Annotated in this window: 14 protein-coding genes, 2 tRNA genes and 1 pseudogene; 12 read left to right on the plus strand and 5 right to left on the minus strand. The window is 39.3% G+C overall.

The genetic code is table 11. The features are described 5' to 3' along the window. Window positions 1-120: 120 nt before the first annotated feature. Entirely contained in the window at window positions 121-453 is a 333-nt protein-coding gene (locus tag ND16A_RS04910; RefSeq protein ID WP_033078512.1) for a YggL family protein, read from the minus strand. A gap of 193 nt (window positions 454-646) precedes the next feature. On the opposite strand from ND16A_RS04910, the gene mutY reads away from it, so the two are divergent. The 5 genes and pseudogenes from mutY to ND16A_RS21765 all read left to right on the plus strand — a co-directional run. Then, window positions 647-1,714, plus strand: a complete 1,068-nt coding sequence (gene mutY / locus ND16A_RS04905; protein WP_033078513.1) for an A/G-specific adenine glycosylase — start codon at window positions 647-649, stop codon at window positions 1,712-1,714. Next, complete coding sequence (locus ND16A_RS04900) at window positions 1,711-1,983, plus strand: oxidative damage protection protein (protein ID WP_033078514.1); 273 nt, start codon at window positions 1,711-1,713, stop codon at window positions 1,981-1,983. Before mutY ends, ND16A_RS04900 begins: the two co-directional genes overlap by 4 nt. A gap of 287 nt (window positions 1,984-2,270) precedes the next feature. Further along, a tRNA-Phe gene (locus ND16A_RS04895) sits at window positions 2,271-2,346 on the plus strand. A 99-nt stretch (window positions 2,347-2,445) separates the two neighbouring features. Next, a tRNA-Thr gene (locus ND16A_RS04890) sits at window positions 2,446-2,521 on the plus strand. Window positions 2,522-3,152: 631 nt separating this feature from the next. Beyond that, window positions 3,153-3,643 (plus strand): annotated as a pseudogene (locus ND16A_RS21765) (IS66 family transposase); the annotation flags it as partial. A 71-nt stretch (window positions 3,644-3,714) separates the two neighbouring features. Here the strand turns inward: ND16A_RS21765 and ND16A_RS04885 are convergent. Next, a complete protein-coding gene (locus ND16A_RS04885; protein WP_033078515.1) occupies window positions 3,715-4,683 on the minus strand; it encodes a dihydrodipicolinate synthase family protein in 969 nt (322 codons plus the stop codon). Window positions 4,684-5,335: 652 nt separating this feature from the next. Here ND16A_RS04885 and ND16A_RS04880 point away from each other — a divergent pair. From ND16A_RS04880 to ND16A_RS04875, 3 genes are read left to right on the plus strand one after another with little or no spacing between them, the layout of a single operon-like run. Continuing rightward, entirely contained in the window at window positions 5,336-5,710 is a 375-nt protein-coding gene (locus ND16A_RS04880) for a BlaI/MecI/CopY family transcriptional regulator (RefSeq protein WP_033078516.1), read from the plus strand. Window position 5,711: 1 nt separating this feature from the next. Beyond that, a complete protein-coding gene (locus tag ND16A_RS20370; protein ID WP_052073224.1) occupies window positions 5,712-7,130 on the plus strand; it encodes a M23/M56 family metallopeptidase in 1,419 nt (472 codons plus the stop codon). 48 nt (window positions 7,131-7,178) lie between these two features. Next, window positions 7,179-8,648: a serine hydrolase domain-containing protein gene (locus tag ND16A_RS04875; protein WP_033078517.1), complete on the plus strand. Its 1,470-nt coding sequence runs from the start codon at window positions 7,179-7,181 to the stop codon at window positions 8,646-8,648. 73 nt (window positions 8,649-8,721) lie between these two features. Here the strand turns inward: ND16A_RS04875 and ND16A_RS04870 are convergent, their stop codons facing one another. Next, window positions 8,722-9,474: an SDR family oxidoreductase gene (locus tag ND16A_RS04870; RefSeq protein ID WP_033078518.1), complete on the minus strand. Its 753-nt coding sequence runs from the start codon at window positions 9,472-9,474 to the stop codon at window positions 8,722-8,724. Window positions 9,475-9,739: 265 nt separating this feature from the next. Here ND16A_RS04870 and ND16A_RS20375 point away from each other — a divergent pair, with 265 nt between their 5' ends. Further along, on the plus strand, window positions 9,740-10,891 hold the full coding sequence (locus ND16A_RS20375; RefSeq protein WP_052073225.1) for a helix-turn-helix domain-containing protein: 1,152 nt from the start codon (window positions 9,740-9,742) through the stop codon (window positions 10,889-10,891). A gap of 161 nt (window positions 10,892-11,052) precedes the next feature. Here ND16A_RS20375 and ND16A_RS04865 read toward each other — a convergent pair whose 3' ends face one another. Further along, complete coding sequence (locus ND16A_RS04865; protein WP_033078519.1) at window positions 11,053-11,364, minus strand: hypothetical protein; 312 nt, start codon at window positions 11,362-11,364, stop codon at window positions 11,053-11,055. 63 nt (window positions 11,365-11,427) lie between these two features. Beyond that, on the minus strand, window positions 11,428-14,949 hold the full coding sequence (locus ND16A_RS04860; RefSeq protein ID WP_033078520.1) for a PKD domain-containing protein: 3,522 nt from the start codon (window positions 14,947-14,949) through the stop codon (window positions 11,428-11,430). 300 nt (window positions 14,950-15,249) lie between these two features. Here ND16A_RS04860 and ND16A_RS0119530 point away from each other — a divergent pair, with 300 nt between their 5' ends. The 3 genes from ND16A_RS0119530 (at window position 15,250) to ND16A_RS0119535 (ending at window position 17,601) form a co-directional block, all read left to right on the plus strand. Beyond that, the gene (locus ND16A_RS0119530; RefSeq protein ID WP_052073226.1) at window positions 15,250-15,699 is read left to right on the plus strand and encodes a helix-turn-helix domain-containing protein; all 450 of its coding nucleotides are present in this window, start codon (window positions 15,250-15,252) and stop codon (window positions 15,697-15,699) included. A 202-nt stretch (window positions 15,700-15,901) separates the two neighbouring features. After that, complete coding sequence (locus ND16A_RS04855; protein WP_052073227.1) at window positions 15,902-16,921, plus strand: alpha/beta hydrolase; 1,020 nt, start codon at window positions 15,902-15,904, stop codon at window positions 16,919-16,921. A 134-nt stretch (window positions 16,922-17,055) separates the two neighbouring features. Further along, the gene (locus tag ND16A_RS0119535; protein ID WP_081945638.1) at window positions 17,056-17,601 is read left to right on the plus strand and encodes a helix-turn-helix domain-containing protein; all 546 of its coding nucleotides are present in this window, start codon (window positions 17,056-17,058) and stop codon (window positions 17,599-17,601) included. Window positions 17,602-17,633 lie beyond the last annotated feature (32 nt).

Genomic DNA, 17,633 nt, shown 5'->3' on the forward strand with positions numbered 1-17,633 from the left:
TTAATACTTAGGTTGCGAATATAAATAAGGCGCGTATTATCCTGTTTTGTAAAACAGAATTCAACTGCGCCTTAACACTAAAACCTAAACATCAACTATGTCTGGTTTATTAAGTGTGGTTTATGCCCACCAAACGTCGTAAAGCTCAGAAACAGCAACTGACTGAGCGCCAGCTTTAGTTAACCAGTCTTCAACCAATTTACGATTTTCGTCAGTACACTTGCCTAATTTCTGTGTGCAAATAAGGCCGTGCCAAATTAAATCGCCTTCACCACCAAAACCTAAACCGTTTGGCTCTATGGCTTCGCTGAAAAAGTTATTAAGAAACTCATCAATAGCATCGTTGCTAGTGCCTTCGGCAAATTTCCAGGCAACGTCAAACCCTAACTCTTGAAACTCATCTACGCGCATTTTTTTACGTAGGCGACGGCTACGGTTTTTTGATTCAGTCATGCTATTCTCAACTATTTATCTCATTTGCCGCGAAGAATAGTGTTATTTGACCAAAATGCCAAGTTTTATTCTGTTAAATATCGTACTCGTTTGATTCATACCTATCTGCGGAAGGAACTTGCCATAGATCAACTCGGTTAAAACCGCTACACTCGCACTCATTAAAATAAAAAATGTATTGTAGTTGTGAATAATGAAATTTAGTGAACAGGTTTTACATTGGTTTAATGAGCAAGGGCGAAAGCATTTCCCCTGGCAACAAAATAAAACACCATACCGGGTATGGATTTCAGAGATAATGCTACAACAAACGCAAGTAACCACGGTAATACCGTATTACCTGCGTTTTATGGAAAGCTTCCCCACCATTACCGACTTGGCCAATGCCGATGAAGATTTGGTGCTTCATCACTGGACCGGTTTAGGCTATTACGCCAGGGCGCGTAACTTGCACAAAGCGGCGAAACTCATTCGTGATGACTATCAAGGTAACTTTCCCGAAGATATTGAGCAGGTGATCGCCCTGCCCGGCATCGGCCGCAGCACTGCCGGTGCGATATTGTCGTTGTCGCTGAATCAACACCACCCTATTTTAGATGGCAATGTAAAACGGGTATTGGCACGCCACTTTATGGTATCCGGATACCCAGGACAAAGTGCCTTTGACAAACAATTGTGGCAACTGTCTGAAAGGCTGACGCCGGAGCTTGGCGTTGCCAACTTCAATCAGGCGATGATGGATTTAGGCGCTACGGTTTGTACAAGAGGGAAACCGAGTTGCACGGTTTGCCCGTTAAAAACCGACTGTCAGGCGTTCTACCATGAAAAACAAAGTGACTTTCCGGGTAAAAAACCGAAAAAGCAAAAGCCAGAGCAGAAAACCATCATGGTAATGTTTCACCAAGGTGATTCGGTATATATGTATAAGCGGCCACCATCTGGCATATGGGGTGGCTTGTGGAGCTTTTATGAAATAGCGCAACTTGATGAACTGCAAGCTTTGGCTGATAAATTAAGCTTTAAAATAACGGCAAGCGAAACACTGACCGAGTTTCGTCATACCTTTTCGCATTTTCATCTCGACATCACCCCTTTGATAGTGGATGTCATTGCAGACACTAATAATGCCGCTAATATTAATGAAAATAGCCCGCATCTTTGGTACCATCTTCAGCGCGGTGAAAATGTAGGGTTAGCCGCATCGAGTAAAACCCTACTAGCATTAATTAATAATACCAAGCAAAAAGAGAAACAATTATGAGTCGTAAAGTATTTTGCCAACATTTCAAAAAAGATGATGACGGTTTAGATTTTCAATTTTACCCTGGCGATATCGGTAAAAATATTTTCGATAATATAGGCAAAGAAGCCTGGGGCATCTGGCAGAAAAAACAAACCATGTTAATTAATGAAAATAAACTGTCGATGATGAACCCTGAAGACAGAAAATTTTTAGAAACCGCGATGGTGGCATTTTTATTTGAAGGTAAAGAGCCTGAAATTGAAGGTTACACCCCAGAAAACAAATAAAGTTTTCCAAAAAAATAATTTATACATAAAGGCTGTTTTTAAACGGCCTTTTTTATTTTTTGAACAAGGCAAATAAGTAACAAACAAAAACTTTTGCGAAGACAAATGGCGATAAATGTTAATGAATCGCTCGGAAAACCGTATTATTTGCTCAATAAACGCCTGGATTGGATTAAAAACCAACAAACAAACATTTTTTTAAAAAAAGTAGTTGACTGAATAACAGAAAAACAGTCTAATAGCGCCCGTCTTCAAGGCAAAGCCGAAAAGACATAAGAATAGACACTGCCTCGATAGCTCAGTCGGTAGAGCAGGGGATTGAAAATCCCCGTGTCCCTGGTTCGATTCCGGGTCGAGGCACCATCTATTCCTAACCTATTTAGAATAAGTGTTCACCTAAACATTTATTCGGTGCCAAGATAATTGATTGAATAAATTGAATTATCGCACACAGTTTTGTGTGCCGACTTAGCTCAGTTGGTAGAGCAACTGACTTGTAATCAGTAGGTCGCCAGTTCGACTCCGGCAGTCGGCACCATTCCTTCGTAGGAAGCAAAAAGCCCTAACTTCGGTTAGGGCTTTTTTGTATCTATCGCTTGGTCGAATTCTTAAGCTATTTTCACTTACACCAATATTTTCCATACCTTGCACTATTCGCGGTGTATCCGTCGATTAACTCAATTTGGTAGCGCTACTGATGGGCACAAAATACACCCTACTTTGAATAAACCCAATTAGGGAAAATTGGGTATTAGGGTAAATCTATTTGTATTTATCGATTTATTAAGTGCTTTATACGGGGTAAAAAGGATTTAATCAGCTGCTTAGGGTATATGGGTTGAAGTACAGCCCACTAAAACTGCGGGTGAATTTTATTAGGGTAAGTTAGTTGATGGTGTAAATATCCGAACTGGGTATTAGCACCAGTGATAGCCATTGTTATAATTAGTTTAACTTTATCTGAAAATACCAGATTACACAGAGGGATGTTTATCAGAACAGTTTGGTTCATTCATAATTAGGTCTATAGAATTTCAGACTTGTTATTCTGATCTATAAAAATTATCTCTATTTATTTCGCTAGCACATCTATTGTTAATGTAAGCTTAGAACCTGTTTATCGCGAGCTGCCGAAAAAATGCAATAGAAGTACCTACCTGTAATTAGTAAAATTTAAAAATGGTAAAGCTGATATGGCACTAAGCTATTTCCAGAAACTCTATGCAATAGAAACCAAACTCAAAACGAAAACGAACGATGAGAAGTACCAGGCTAGACAAACGCAGGCCAAACCGATTTTAGAAAAGTTATATCATTGGCTGACAAAAAAAATATAGTGCCCAAAAGTGCTTTGGGTAAAGCAATCAAATACAGTGTTAACCAATGGCCAAAGCTCATTCGTTATCTTGAAAATGGGTAGTTAAATATAGATAATAATCGTGCTGAACGCGCGGTAAAACCCTTCGTGATCGTCCGAAAAAACGGGTTGTTTAGTCAAACAGGGAATGGTACAAATGCCAGTGCAATACTTTATAGTATTATCGAAACAGCCAAAGCCAATGGTCTCATTCTATTTGATTACCTGGTCAAATGTTTAGAAGAACTCAGTCAACCCGAGCCTGACATAGAATCATTGCTACCTTGGGATCTAAAAAGCTAGGTGCCAATCCGAAGACGGACACAAAAAGCCCCGTAAAAACGGAGCTTTCTCTTTTTGAATATTTGAAAGGATCAGTCTATTAAATCCAGAAGTTCAAGTCTTTCTTTTGCTAGAATATATCTTGCGCGGACATCATCAATTTGCTGTTGAGTTAATTTCTTACCAAAGGTACGAAGCCCTCCATCGGCATCATTATGATGAATTCCCATAGCAAGCTTAAGATATTCCATAAGCAGCGGCTGAGCATCAAGATATGATATGGAATTCATAGCCTGAGAGATTTTGTTTGCCTCAGCCCATTCTCCTTTTAAAACATACTCCTGCATAGTAACACTAGCTTTTGGGAAGATAGTACCTACACCTGTAATCCCACCGCATGCTCCAGCAAGTCCTGCATGTACAGTTACAGTGTCAACACCCGCCAAAATTTTTAAATCTTTGTTCTCTAACATCAGCGTTTCAATAGTTGAAACATCTGTAGTCGATATTTTAAGAGCCGTTACTTCAGGTAGAGCAGCAAGTCTTCTAAGAAGATCTGTTGAAAGTGCATGATATCCGGCTGCATCAGGGTTGTTATAAGGCATAATTGTTACGCCTGTCTCTTTTGCAGTTGCTTCAGCAAGCTCATAGTACGCATACATTTCTTCATCAGAAGGAACCGCATTAGTTTTTGGCGGCATGACCATGACTGTATCCACTCCAACCGTTGCGAGTCCTTCAATGATTTTGGCAAGCTCTTCCTTAGTTTCTGCTGCAGCTCCACTGATCAACGGGACATTGTATTCTTTAGCAACCTCAGAAAGGGATTTAAGTAAAGAAAGACGCTGTTCGGTGCTCAGGTAGCTATTCTCACCCAGAGTACCAGAAGCGACAAGTCCGCCCATTCTGCTTCCGCCCTTTCCCTGAGCTTTTAAAACACCTGCGGCCTGTTTTTGTGTTGCATCAAAGTCAATTTCAAGGGCACCGGATTCTGACTCTTTTAGCCATGTAAACACGGCCGGCATAACCGTATATCGCCAATCTGTACTATTTGTTTCCATCATATTTCCTCTTGTTTAAAAATTATATTGGATACATTATATCATTTAAATTACCTAAGGCAAAGCCGGAGGCTTATTGGGTTCGCCCTCAAAGGGCTTAAATTAACGCTCAAAGCGTATTACATGCCAAACTTCTAGTAATTCAGACACCCATCAATATTAATTCAAACACCCATCGCAAATATCTAGAACTTAATACTTTTTGTATGGCTGTCATAATTATTTAGGATTAAAGGCTAGATTTGCTTAATCCAGCACACAAAATTTATCTTCCAACAACATATGTTAGAGATAATATTGAACAGTTAGATTAAATAATGAAACCTTATGGCTAATATTGTATTTCAAAATATTGTTCATACAGTTGAGCTGCATTACTAGTGGACTCACCCAAACCAAGCCGATGACTTGTAATCAGTAGGTCGCCAGTTCGACTCCGGCAGTCGGCACCATTCATAACGAAGCCTCAGCTGAAATGTTGAGGCTTTTTTATTTGCCTAAAGAAAATAGAACTCAAACCAATATCCCCCTGGCTTAACAACAATATTAATGTTTAACACTCTACACTCATCCCATGCGACATGAGTCGCATTTCTTTCTTGAATGTGTGCGACCTTTGTCGCATAATGTTTTTAGTCTATAGGAGAATGTGATGCGACCAACGTCAACAGAATTAGAATTTTTAAAGTTATTGTGGAAAGAATCACCTCGAACTGCACGTGAATTGCATCAGGAGCTTGAAGGAATTCTTCAGTGGGGATATTCATCAACCAGAAAGACGTTAGACAGGATGGCTGAAAAAGCTTTAGTTACGGTGACAAAAGAGGGAAATGTTAACTTATTTGCACCTCAGGTAGATAAAGTAAAAACTCTGGCATCGTTCGCGGCTGATTTTGCTAAACGGGTATTTGAATTGGACGGCCCTTTGCCAACCGCAATGTTTACCGGCAGTAAGCTAATTGATGATGATGAAATTGATCAGTTAGAACATTTACTTGAACAATTACGTAAAGAGCAAGAGCAGTAACATGGATTACCAATTCCTGTTCAATACGATTTCGTTGCAATTATTAGTATTTACCATTTGTTCAGGCCTTGTTGTCCTTTTTTCAACGCTAGCGATTAGGTTGAATCCGTTACTCGGAGAATGGTCCAGCTACTGGTTTTTTGCCTATTTGTTATGCTTTTTATCTTTGTTCCCGATTGCCCTTATTTCATTTGATAGTGATCATCTTTATGTCTTGAAGGATTTAATAACGCTTAATCAACAGCATCTGGTTATTCATGCCAGCACTGAAAATTATATCCCTAATGACAATTTTGAAGCTTCTGTTTTTATTCAACTTATTTTGGCTTTGATAGTGATTAGTACATTGCGGGCGTTGAGTATATTTACCCTAAGATCCTATCGAGTAATAGCACTGATAAAAGATGCTGAGCAAGTATCCTATATTCAAGGGATGTCAGATAGTCAGCGGCAAGAGCTCGAAAGTCGTCGCATTAAGGTAATGATATCAGCAGATGCACCTCCACTGGCTTATGGGTTTTTCTCAAAATATATTTTGCTGCCGCACACTATTGAAGGTATGACCCCAGAGCATAAGCAAATGCTGATAGAGCATGAACTTCAACACCATAGAAAACATGACACAAAAAAGGTCATATTACTGAGATTTTTAACTGGGCTGTTCTGGTTTAACCCTTTTATCCACCATTTAGAAAAACGCTTTATGTTATCCATGGAAACTAACTGCGATAAAGAAGTGGTAAAGTCTCTTGCTGTTGACTCTGCTGAATACGCTAAGTCACTTATTCGTTGTTTACGGATTTGTCAGCACTCAAATAGTAGCCGTTTAACGGCATATTTCTCCAGTCCCAATTCATTGCAAGAAGAGTTGGAAATGAGAGTAAGAAAAGTGATGGTGAAAATTCAACAGGTTAACTGCTTCACTCATTTACAAGTTTTTGCATTTTTCCTTGTTAATATGTCACTCGCTATTTTGATAAAATCAGGCTTTTTTATTTTAGATTTTTCAGCGGCTGACGAAGGCCAGATGCCTATTTCTGCTGGCTACATATCGTTTGACTATAGTGAATCAAAGCATGACCCACACTTTGGCATAGACATACAAGCACCCAGCGGCGTAGAGGTGAAAGCAAGTTTTACTGGCCGAGTGATTATTGCTGATAATTCCAGTCTCGATAAAGGCTTTGGCGTTACTGTGCTGATTGAGCATAAAGATAATACCACCAGTTTATACGCAAATTTAAATCAACTGGTTGTCGATGTCGGACAAATCGTAAGAGCAGGAGATGTTATCGGCACTTTGGGCGATACCTTAGGGCAAGATACGAGCAATAATGTTACTCCACATTTGCACTTCGAAATTTCGATATCGGGAAAGCACGTAAATCCTAATCAATATTTGCATGGCTATGGTCACTAAGTATTGATCTAAGCGCATAATTTAAAACGAACATCTACGGAATTGAAAATGAATTGGAAATTTTTACTGCCAGCTATATTGCTGACAATATATTGTACTTCGGCTGATGCAGCGGCAGAGCCGTTATCTGCGAAAACACTGGCTAAACTTGATCGACAGCTGATTGAAAATAGCAGCCGTTATGGCAGTGTTTCGCAATCAATACTGGTGAAAAAACAAGACCAGGTCATTTACCGTAAAACCCATGGACTTAGCAGCCTGGAGTTATCCACTGCGGTAAGAGAAAATAACATCTATCCGGTATACTCACTGGCAAAGCTATTTGCCAGTGTCACGTTAATGGGGTTAGTAGAGCAAGGTGAAATAGATTTGGAAAAGAGGATTACCTTCTACTTACCTGAGTTACCTGAGAGTTGGTCACAGGTATCGGTACGCCACTGTTTAAATCATACTTCCGGCATTCCCGAATACTTCTCGATGGAATATACCAAAACGGGTTTTCCAAACTCGGTTGAAGATGTCTTTGTTAACATAGCCGACCAGCCTTTTCAGTTCAAAACGGGTAACACCAACAACTATAACAACACCAATTTCTTAGTGATTGGGGCGATCATCGAAAAAGTCAGCAAACGCAGTTATGTTGAAATCGTAGAAGAAAACATTCTGACTCCTCTGGCGTTAAATCATACGTTTTATTCCCAGGCGAAAGAGGTTATCCCTAACCTGGTAAGTAGCTACTGGGGCAATAAGGGAAACCATACCGTAGATAAAGGGGTGAACTGGCCAACCTATGCTTTTACTCATAGTGGTTTATATTCAAACAAAGCAGACTTGCAACGATTTATTGAGGGTGTGGTTGCTGGCAAAATAATCTCTAAAGACACCTTGGATGAAATGTGGCAACCGATGAAGCTGAATAATGGCGAAGCAGGACGTTTTGCTTCTGGCTGGGAGTATTTTAACGAAGGCGAATTTGTTCGAGTCGGCCATGAAGGTGGAAACAGAGTTAGGATGGATTATCACTTTAAGCCAAACGATAAACGTGATAACTATACCAGCATATACTTAACCAATGGTAATGGCTTTTTTAGTGGTATCACCACGCACTTAGTTGACTCTTTGATGTCAATCATTGCACCCAGTGATTTCCCTACTTTGGTATTGCAAGAGCAATTATTGGATGCCGCCTTTAATAAAACCTTAGCTAAGAATTCAGCAGAGATATTCAAACAAATAGCCAGTAACCCATATATAAAACAGAGTGGCGTTGCTGACTTTATAACAGAGCGAGGTTACACCATTTATTTTTCATCTCGGCCAAAGGATTCGATTGCCCTGTTTGAATTTCATACTGAAAATTTACCTGATGATGCCATGGGTTGGGAGCGCTTAGGTGAAGCATGGTTGGCAGCAAATGATAAAAAACAGGCGATTAAATACTTCGAAAAAGCGTTAGCCATTGACGGCCAGTTAACTCATGTTAAACGCAAGTTAGAGCGCCTTCGTAAACAAAATTAACCATTGTTGAAAAGCATTTTTTATTGCTCTGATAGGTGTAGTATCTTGCAGAATAATAGTGTCGCCAGCAAACTCAAAGACCGCCCGCCAGATCCAAGAAATTTCCGGTTGAGAATGAGGATTTTTCAGAAGCTAACCAGTAGATAGCTTCTGCCACTTCCTCTGCTTGTCCACCTCGACCTAACGGGATGATCCCCTCTAATCTTTTAATCCGATCCGGTTCGCCCCCATCAGCATGCATGTCTGTATAGATTAAGCCCGGTCTTACACAATTCACTCTAATACCTTCCTTTGCCACTTCCAGTGATAAGCCTTTAGTTAGTGTATCGATTGCTCCTTTAGAAGCGGCGTAATCAATATACTCATTAGGTGAACCTGACTTTGCGGCCCCCGATGAAACATTGACAATTACCCCACCGTCTCCTCCATGGGCCGTTGACATTCGTTTTATCGCTTCACGACTGCATAAAAAATAGCTGGTTACGTTGTTAATCAAGATTTCATTGATGCGCGCTGCGCTCATGTCGATTAACCGCGATTGTTGTTTTAAAATACCGGCATTATTTATCAATACGCTAACGGTTCCTAACTCCTTATCAACCATTGAAAATAATCGTATTATGTCCTGTTCATCCGACACGTCCGCTTGCACCGTTATGCATTTAACACCTAGCGCAGAGATTTCCTTGGCTAGTTTTTGCGCAGGTGCGGCTTGTGATTTGTAATTGATACAAACCGCATAGCCTTTTTCGGCAAAGAGTTTTGCGGTTGCTGCACCGATCCCTCTACCGGCGCCAGTGATGATCACCACTTTATTATTTTTCATTATCTATTCCTTCAATACTTTCTATTTCTTTCATAATCCAGATTAACGACATAGTAACGATTCTCTGTTTATATTCACACCCGAATAAACTTTTTCCGTTGAGGAGTTTGTCTGGGCATTCATCCACTTGCGGATAGTAGAATGTTTACTGGCATTGTTAGCTAATTTATTTGCCAGCCCAACAATATCGCCCTTCGCCCTAGTGAATTAAAAAGCTTAATGTTAAATTGCCTATTCATTTGCTAAAACCATATTATCAACTTTTATGTATTTATCTTTCGTCGACATTTTTGATTTATTTTTTCGATTTGCGGTCATTGGCCAATTGGTTTTATTGGCTGCCTTTATTTTGTATAAATCTTGTCACTTTAAATCACTCTTGCTCACCACATTAATTATTTGTGTCTGTTCATATTTATTATTAACGCCACAAATCCCGGATCATCATTACGGCGCATTTCGCGGCGTATTATTATTTTTTACCGATATTATTCCCTATGTTTGTTGGCTTTATGTTTTTGCCTTATTAGATGATGATTTTCATCCGAAAAACTGGCCGATAGCGATTAATGCATTATTGCTGGGCGCTACCTTATGGTTAGTGTATTTCTTTATCTATTTACAAGGAAACGGGGTATTTCATCAAATAAATCATGGCATAGAAGCGGTAGTGATCTTGCATATTTTGTATGTTGCATTAAAAGATCTGCAAGATGATTTAGTGGATTCGAGAAGAAAAAAACGCATGTTAATGGTGTTTTTCCTAGCCAGTTATGGGTTTGTATTGACGGTGTTTGAATTAACAAAAGCGAGCATGATACATACTTCAATATTTAGCCTGCTTAATTCAAACTTGATTTTCATCATCGTCAATATATTTTTCTTTGCTGCACTGAAAAAGCATCAACAACAAAGACACAGCGCCGATGCTAATAGTGAAAAAAGTAACATTGATAGTAACAAGGACAATGTTAACAATCACACGCAACGTTCCAAGCAGCCATTGACAACAAATATACCGCTAATTTTTCAAGAAAACTTTGCCAAGTTAACATCGTTTATTGAGGCCGGAAATTTCAAACAAACGGAATTAACCATAAAGCAATTGGCAATGACACTGCAAACTCCTGAACACCAGTTACGCGAGTTGATTAATCAATGTTTGGGTTTTAAAAACTTCTCCTCGTTTTTAAATAGCTATCGTATCCCCGCCGCCTGTTTAGAATTTGAAAATGTAGATAACATCCGCAAACCCATTTTAACCATCGCCCTAGAACTAGGCTACGGCTCGATAGGACCATTTAATCGAGCATTTAAAGACATCACCGGAAAAACACCAACACAGTACCGACAACGGGCAATCGGCAATCGGCAATCGGCAAATAAAATAGTCAAACTCACCTGCAACAACCGATAAACCGCTGCTCGAATATAAAAAACGCTTGCCCATTTTGAAATTGCTAAGCGTTTTTTGAAATCAGCAAGACCTTCATGCGAGTAAAAGGTGAAGATAGCCCCATAAGTTTACGATGAGTACAGAGTAAATATCACTTTAAGCACAACGGCTGGTATCTGTACTTACTCTTTTACATTTACTTCGATGGAATAACTGAATAACGATTTTCGAGTTTTGTATTTGGTGTCATAGCATTTTTTTAAAAGTGAGATCAACCGTCTCCCTTCTTGCCTGGCGTTTTCTTTTTTAAACAACCCGCTGTAACTTAATAAAACGCTTGTCGTATTTTTGTTGAGTTTTATTTTCTCGACTTCCAAAAACTTTAATTTAGCATTACTGATTACGGTTTCTGGTGGTCCACACTTGCCATGGCTAGCGATAGGGAAAATAAACAATACTGAAAAAAGTACACTTAAAATTGTATTTCTTTTCATAGGGTACCTCTTATAAATATAAAGCCTATATGGAACATACAGGCTTTATATTAAGTGAAATAATTAATGTAAAGTTATTTTACTTTGTGTTGATTCTCTAATGAATTTATCTGTCATTGACATCGCGTTAATCGTGCCATCTTCCAACACATTACTTGAGACTGTCGGAGAAGCACCAACACAATCTATTTGACACGGTATCAGAACACCATTTTCAATCGAAAATACACGCCAGTAGTACCCTGCACCTGATGGCGGGTTGTAAGTACGAGTCGTACCATCGTAGTACAGTTTAACTTGGGCATTTGATTCTACAAATGTACCATTACGGCTGAAGTTATAGATGTAGTAGCTATAAGTGGTGTTTGTATCTACTTGTTCGACAGTAATAGTTTCAGGACCAAAAGCACTAGTATCATCAACATCTAACGTTACGTTTTCGGCTTGTTGACGAGCAAAGTAAACGTGGTTTGAACCAAAAGTAATATGAGAGTCGAGATCGCTTGGTGATCTCCCCCAAGTTAACACGATTCGAGCTTCACCATCGTCTACGTTTTCTGCATTAGCCGATAAGTTGATGGCTTTGTTTATGGTATCGCCACCTTGGATACTAATTGACTCGTATATGGTGTCATAACCTGTTTTAGATACTTCAAGAGTGTAGTATCCAGCTTCTAATTCAAGGCTAACAGCGCTTGTTGAACTATAAAATAACGATACAAATTCACCGGCAGGGTTGTTTAATCCCTTGCGCACTAAAACTTGTGCATCTTCGATAAATATTGAAGGATCTTGGGCATTAACCACGCTCGTACTTAATGTACCGATGTTACTTTCTTGCTCTTCAATGAATAACACTTGAGGCAATGTTGCATCGTAGTTTTTAAGCACTTCAATACTTGCCGTAGCATCAATAAAGCCCTCTTTACTAAACGTTACGTGATAAGTACCTACACTGATATCTGTAATATTGTATAAACCGTTGGCATCAGATGTGGTTGATGCAATGTGTTGACCACTAATTGTTGCAATAGTGATGTTAACACCTGTGATAGCTGAGCCCTGGTTATCGGCAACAGTACCAGAAATACTACCTAGTGCTGCTGTAAATGGACACTCAGTACTCGACCACAATTCATAACCATTTTCGAACAGTAAAATATTTTCCGGAGAATCAATATTTAATTGTCGACCTAATGAGCCATAATCAATGGCCAAATGGCTGTCAACACCCGCTGTAAGGTCAAGTAAACAATTCAATGCCGGTTCAACTTCGGGGTTGTATGAAGAGCTAGCCTCAAATTTGGCATACGGCCCCATATCAACACCAATGCTTGGACCGTCTAAATGGAATCGCCCGACAACGGGGATATTAAAGTCAATTTCATACAAAGAAACAACAATAGCGACTTTGGCATTTGCATCAACATGAATGCCACCTTCCAGTGAGTAAACAGGTTCAATCGTAGTCAAATTTGGCGTGAACTCTTTGACTTTTGATAAGATAGAGTTTGTGTATTCGATACCGGTACTAATATCACCTCGGTTTTGGAAACCATAGTGTAAGGAGCCCGCGGCACTCATCCCAATCCCCGCACCAACGGCAGGTACGGCTTGCACATTAATCAATAACGGGATAGCACCAACCGTAATAATGCGATTAACATTGAAGATTGGGTTAAATTCCTTATTAAATTGACGGCTGTACTCATAAGGAATGTCGATATCTAAAAAGGTTGCCGTTGAGTAGTTTGTGTCGGCAATAAATTTAAGATCTGTAATCGTGCTTTCAAAAACTTTAAGATCAAAATCGATATCCAGAGCCGAATTCATCGACAAGTCTGTTACGGTTTTTATACCCGGAGCAAACTGATGTTGGATACGGCGCTCAAAACTTAGTACATTTAAACTATTTTGTACTCGTGCTTGTACTCGTTGACCGGAATGAACAGTTGCAGTAACAGAATCCGCAGAATTGTAAACACTGATTTGTAAGTTAAGCTCTGCACTGGGGAATGTTTGTGAAAATGTTGCGATTTCAGTACTAAGAATGTTCCCGTTGATGGCCGTTATCTTACGCATAAAACCGTGAGTTTGATCTTCGCCAATACCAACAACAATATCGCCGACGGCAAAGTCTGGAGCGTTATCACCTGTAACTTCCAAAACATTGTCATTTATTATAAAGTTGAATTCACTTTCATTATCAATAACATGTGTTGAATATCCGTGTTCAGCATTATTCGCTGGCGTGAGTTGTGAAGACTCTAATCCCGCGATTTCAACATTAACGTCGACCAATGGTTGTGGATCAGAATCTAGTTCATAATCAATGAAAGTTAGAGTAGGCAATACTTCAATTGTGATGATGTCTTTTACCACAGCACCTTCGTTATCGATAACTTCCACTTCGAACGAAATAAAGGAATCAAGATAGTCTTGCGGGATGATAAAACTAGGCTGCAGAGAGTTTTCGTCAACTAGTGAGAGCAGTTCACCAGCAATTTGGATCCAGTTGATAGCAACTATTTCACCATCAACATCAAACGCACTAGCGGTTAGTTTTACTAAAGAACTTTGGTTAATAGCAAAATCTTCACCTGCATTTAATTGTGGTAATTCATTAACCGGCAATACTGTTATGTTGATTGAGTCACTCGCACTTTCTTGTTCATTGTCTGTCACCGTGACTTCGAATGTATACTCTAGTATTTGAGTAGTAACTGGACCTTCAAATGTAATGGAACCATCGCTATGTTTGATAATTTCGATTTCGGCGCCTGAAATTTGCGTCCACTCAATTATCTCGACAGAACCATCTGCATCTACTGCAACAGGTGTAATATTGATACTGTCTTGTTCGTTGATCGTTATGTCATCAGTAAATGAAATACTAGGAGCTAAGTTAACCGGATTGATAGTAATTGAAGTAGTATCGGTTGTCGTGGCACCTTCGTTATCAGTAGCGCTAACTTCAAACGATAACTCTAAAAATTCTGTGGTTACTGGCGCTGTAAATGTTAATGTATCGCTTGAGGTATTCGCTAAGTCGACATCAACACCACCAACTTGACGCCAAGAAATATTGGTGATTTCGCCATCGATATCGGAAGCATTCGCTTCAATAAGCACATTAGTTTGCTCGTCTTTTAAATTACCATCTACAACGACCAAATCGAGTTTTGGGGATTCATTTACTGGGTTAACTATCACTGATAATGTACGCTGCGCAGTTGCACCGTCATTATCGGAAACACTGATAGTAAAACCATAGGTCATTACTTCTGTTGTCAATGGGGTAGTAAATGATAAGTTCTGGCTGTCTTGTCCTTCGAGTTCAATACTATCACCTGAAGTTTGTTGCCAGTTATAACTAGTAATGGTGCCGTCTTCATCAGATGCTGTTGCACTAATGCTTGCTAATGTTTGTTCGTCAAAAGTGTAGCTATCTGACAAAGCCAACTGAGGCGCTTTATTTATATCTGGCTTAGAATCTGAACCTGAATCAGAACCGCCACAAGCAGTAAGCATTAAAGAGGTTGCCACCAACAAACTATACTTATGTACTATTTTTGCTATATTCATTTTTTCATTCCTTGATTTTAAAGAAAAAACATAATTGGGAAAATTTCTTTACTTATATGAATAATAGAGGTCTAGAAAAGCTATAGAGTTATAGCTATATGTGCTGCAAGACGTCCATGTATTGCTGTTAATGCCTTGATAATAAAATGCCATTCAAACATTAACACTGTAAAGTGAGTTTATCTTATCATAAATTAAAAGCTTGTAAATCCAATAAGTTATTGGGAACGAATTATGCGCCGAAATACGTTTGAAGCATTTTAGTATTATCATAAAAATTTCTTCAAATTTGATAATCACTTGGCCTACCACCTCAATGATAATGCTGTCAGTGATAGTAACAAGGATAATGTTAACAACGACACCCAACATTCCAAGCCAACATCAGCAACAAATATCCAGCTAATTTTTCAAGAAAACTTTGCTAAGTTAACATCGTTTATTGAGGCCGGAAATTTCAAACAAACGGAATTAACCATAAAGCAATTGGCAATGACACTGCAGACTCCCGAACACCAGTTACGCGAGTTGATTAATCAATATTTGGGCTTTAAAAACTTCTCCTCGTTTTTAAATAGCTATCGTATCCCCGCCGCATGTTTAGAGTTTGAAAATGTAGATAACATCCGCAAACCCATTTTAACCATCGCCCTAGAACTAGGCTACGGCTCGATAGGACCATTTAATCGAGCATTTAAAGACATCACCGGAAAAACACCGACACAGTACCGGCAATCGGCAATAAAATAGTCAAACTCAACTGCAACAACCGATAAACCGCTGTTCGAATATAAAAAACGCTTACCAATTTCAAAATTGCTAAGCGTTTTTTGGAATCGGCAAGACCTTCAAGCAAGTAAAAGGGGAAGATAGCCCCATCGATGCGCACTGGTAATAACACTCCAGTACCGCTCATCAGTTTACTATTTATTAAATTTTAAAGGGGAATATAGTGAAGGTGTTATGCAAAGTTTTGATTTTGGTTTTTGTCGTGTTTGTCTCTGCTTGTACAAATAAAATAATTGATGGTTATAACGTTAAGGAAAATCAGGACAATCCAGAAAGCCTGGCAGATAATGTTTTAGTCGATATTCAAGCGGGCTCAGGCAGTTTTTCAATGAAAGGTGGTAAACAACATGAAAATTATACCATCAATGTTTTCTACCACAAACCCAAAGGCTTTAATGAAAGCTCGCCTATTTTGATGGTGATCCCCGGTGCCGGCAGAAATGCAGATGACTATCGAGATTCATGGGTTGCTTCATCTGAGAAATATAACGCACTTATTCTTTCTCCGTCATATAAAGAAGAAGATTATAATTTTGCCGCCTATCACCTTGGTGGTATCGTCAAAAACATGAAGTTTCTAAAAGAACCCAGGATGGAAAAGTATAATAAGCGTATGGTTTTCAAAATAGAAGACGAAGACATTAGCTTTGATAGAAATTACCACTCAGACAGCTTCATCTTCAAAGACATGGATAGAATTTTCGATCATGCGGTAATGGCATTAGCCACGCCGCAAAAACAGTATGACATTTTTGGCCATTCTGCCGGCGGACAAATCGCACATCGATTAGCGGTGTTTAACCCTAACTCTAAAGTAAACCGTATCCTTGCCGCCAATTCTGGCTCATACACAGTGCCGAGCTTTGCTCAGAAACTTCCCTTTGGCACCCAAGATGCGTTGTTATCAAAAAGTCATTTTGAAAAAGCCTTTGCCGAAAAATTAGTACTGTTTATCGGTGAAAAAGACAATGAAAACGAAACCGGAGGTATGCTATTACATAGCCCGGCCGTTAATAAGCAAGGGTTGCACCGACTCGCCAGAGCTCAATATTTTTATAAGAATTCTAAAATAATGGCATCGACCTTAGAACTCAAATTCAATTGGCAATTAAAAATCATCCCTAATATCGGCCATAACTACAGATTGATGGGTCAAGCTGCGGCGACTTACCTATACGAGTGAAATAACTGATATAGCTGATATAAATCATCCATTGGCCGTCATTTTTTCACTTGGCGGCAAATTGGCGACGTATTTACGTCACCGACAGGCTATCATAATCGATATTATTTAACTCCAGATTATGAGAGTCCCCGATGTTGATAAAAGTACTTAGGCAAAAACACCTTCTTTCACAAGAACTACTTTCCGAAAAATGCGGTTTGAGTTTACGTACGATTCAACGCGTCGAAAAAGGACACCGGGTGAGCTATGCCTCATTACGGGCTCTCGCTTCTGCTTTTGATATTAATGTAGATAAACTTGAACAGGAGTTATATTCGATGAATACCGTGATTAATGACTATAAAGAGTATCCGTTCTGGGTAAGGTTCGCTTGTGGCAGAGGCTGGTTTTCGGCAAACCGGCGAGAGCTCCATAAAATAGAAATGTTTGCTTTATTCTTTAGTGTCTTTGCCGGGGGTGTTTGGGCGGGCAGTTTTTTATGGGAATTCCCATCAGGCCAGTTTCCACTTTTTAACATCAGCATGGCTAACTTCTTTGGGGTTTGTGCGGTAGCTTGTTTATTTTGCGCTTATAAATTCTCTATTGCCATTCGCGTAGGTGATAAGTACGATTTATGGTCGAAATTAGAAGCGACCCAACCCAGTGGTTTGTTTGGTGTTTTCAAAAAAAAATCATAACTTTATATTGGATCGAATTCTATAAGGAATGG

It is taken from the genome of Thalassotalea sp. ND16A (assembly GCF_000764205.1).
Lineage (GTDB): Bacteria > Pseudomonadota > Gammaproteobacteria > Enterobacterales > Alteromonadaceae > Thalassotalea_A.

Coding starts and splice junctions, on each gene's coding strand:
- ND16A_RS04910 (WP_033078512.1), bottom strand. CDS start 453: ATGACTGAATCAAAAAACCGTAGCCGTCGCCTACGTAAAAAAATGCGC.
- mutY (WP_033078513.1), top strand. CDS start 647: ATGAAATTTAGTGAACAGGTTTTACATTGGTTTAATGAGCAAGGGCGA.
- ND16A_RS04900 (WP_033078514.1), top strand. CDS start 1,711: ATGAGTCGTAAAGTATTTTGCCAACATTTCAAAAAAGATGATGACGGT.
- ND16A_RS04885 (WP_033078515.1), bottom strand. CDS start 4,683: ATGGAAACAAATAGTACAGATTGGCGATATACGGTTATGCCGGCCGTG.
- ND16A_RS04880 (WP_033078516.1), top strand. CDS start 5,336: ATGCGACCAACGTCAACAGAATTAGAATTTTTAAAGTTATTGTGGAAA.
- ND16A_RS20370 (WP_052073224.1), top strand. CDS start 5,712: ATGGATTACCAATTCCTGTTCAATACGATTTCGTTGCAATTATTAGTA.
- ND16A_RS04875 (WP_033078517.1), top strand. CDS start 7,179: ATGAATTGGAAATTTTTACTGCCAGCTATATTGCTGACAATATATTGT.
- ND16A_RS04870 (WP_033078518.1), bottom strand. CDS start 9,474: ATGAAAAATAATAAAGTGGTGATCATCACTGGCGCCGGTAGAGGGATC.
- ND16A_RS20375 (WP_052073225.1), top strand. CDS start 9,740: ATGTATTTATCTTTCGTCGACATTTTTGATTTATTTTTTCGATTTGCG.
- ND16A_RS04865 (WP_033078519.1), bottom strand. CDS start 11,364: ATGAAAAGAAATACAATTTTAAGTGTACTTTTTTCAGTATTGTTTATT.
- ND16A_RS04860 (WP_033078520.1), bottom strand. CDS start 14,949: ATGAATATAGCAAAAATAGTACATAAGTATAGTTTGTTGGTGGCAACC.
- ND16A_RS0119535 (WP_081945638.1), top strand. CDS start 17,056: ATGTTGATAAAAGTACTTAGGCAAAAACACCTTCTTTCACAAGAACTA.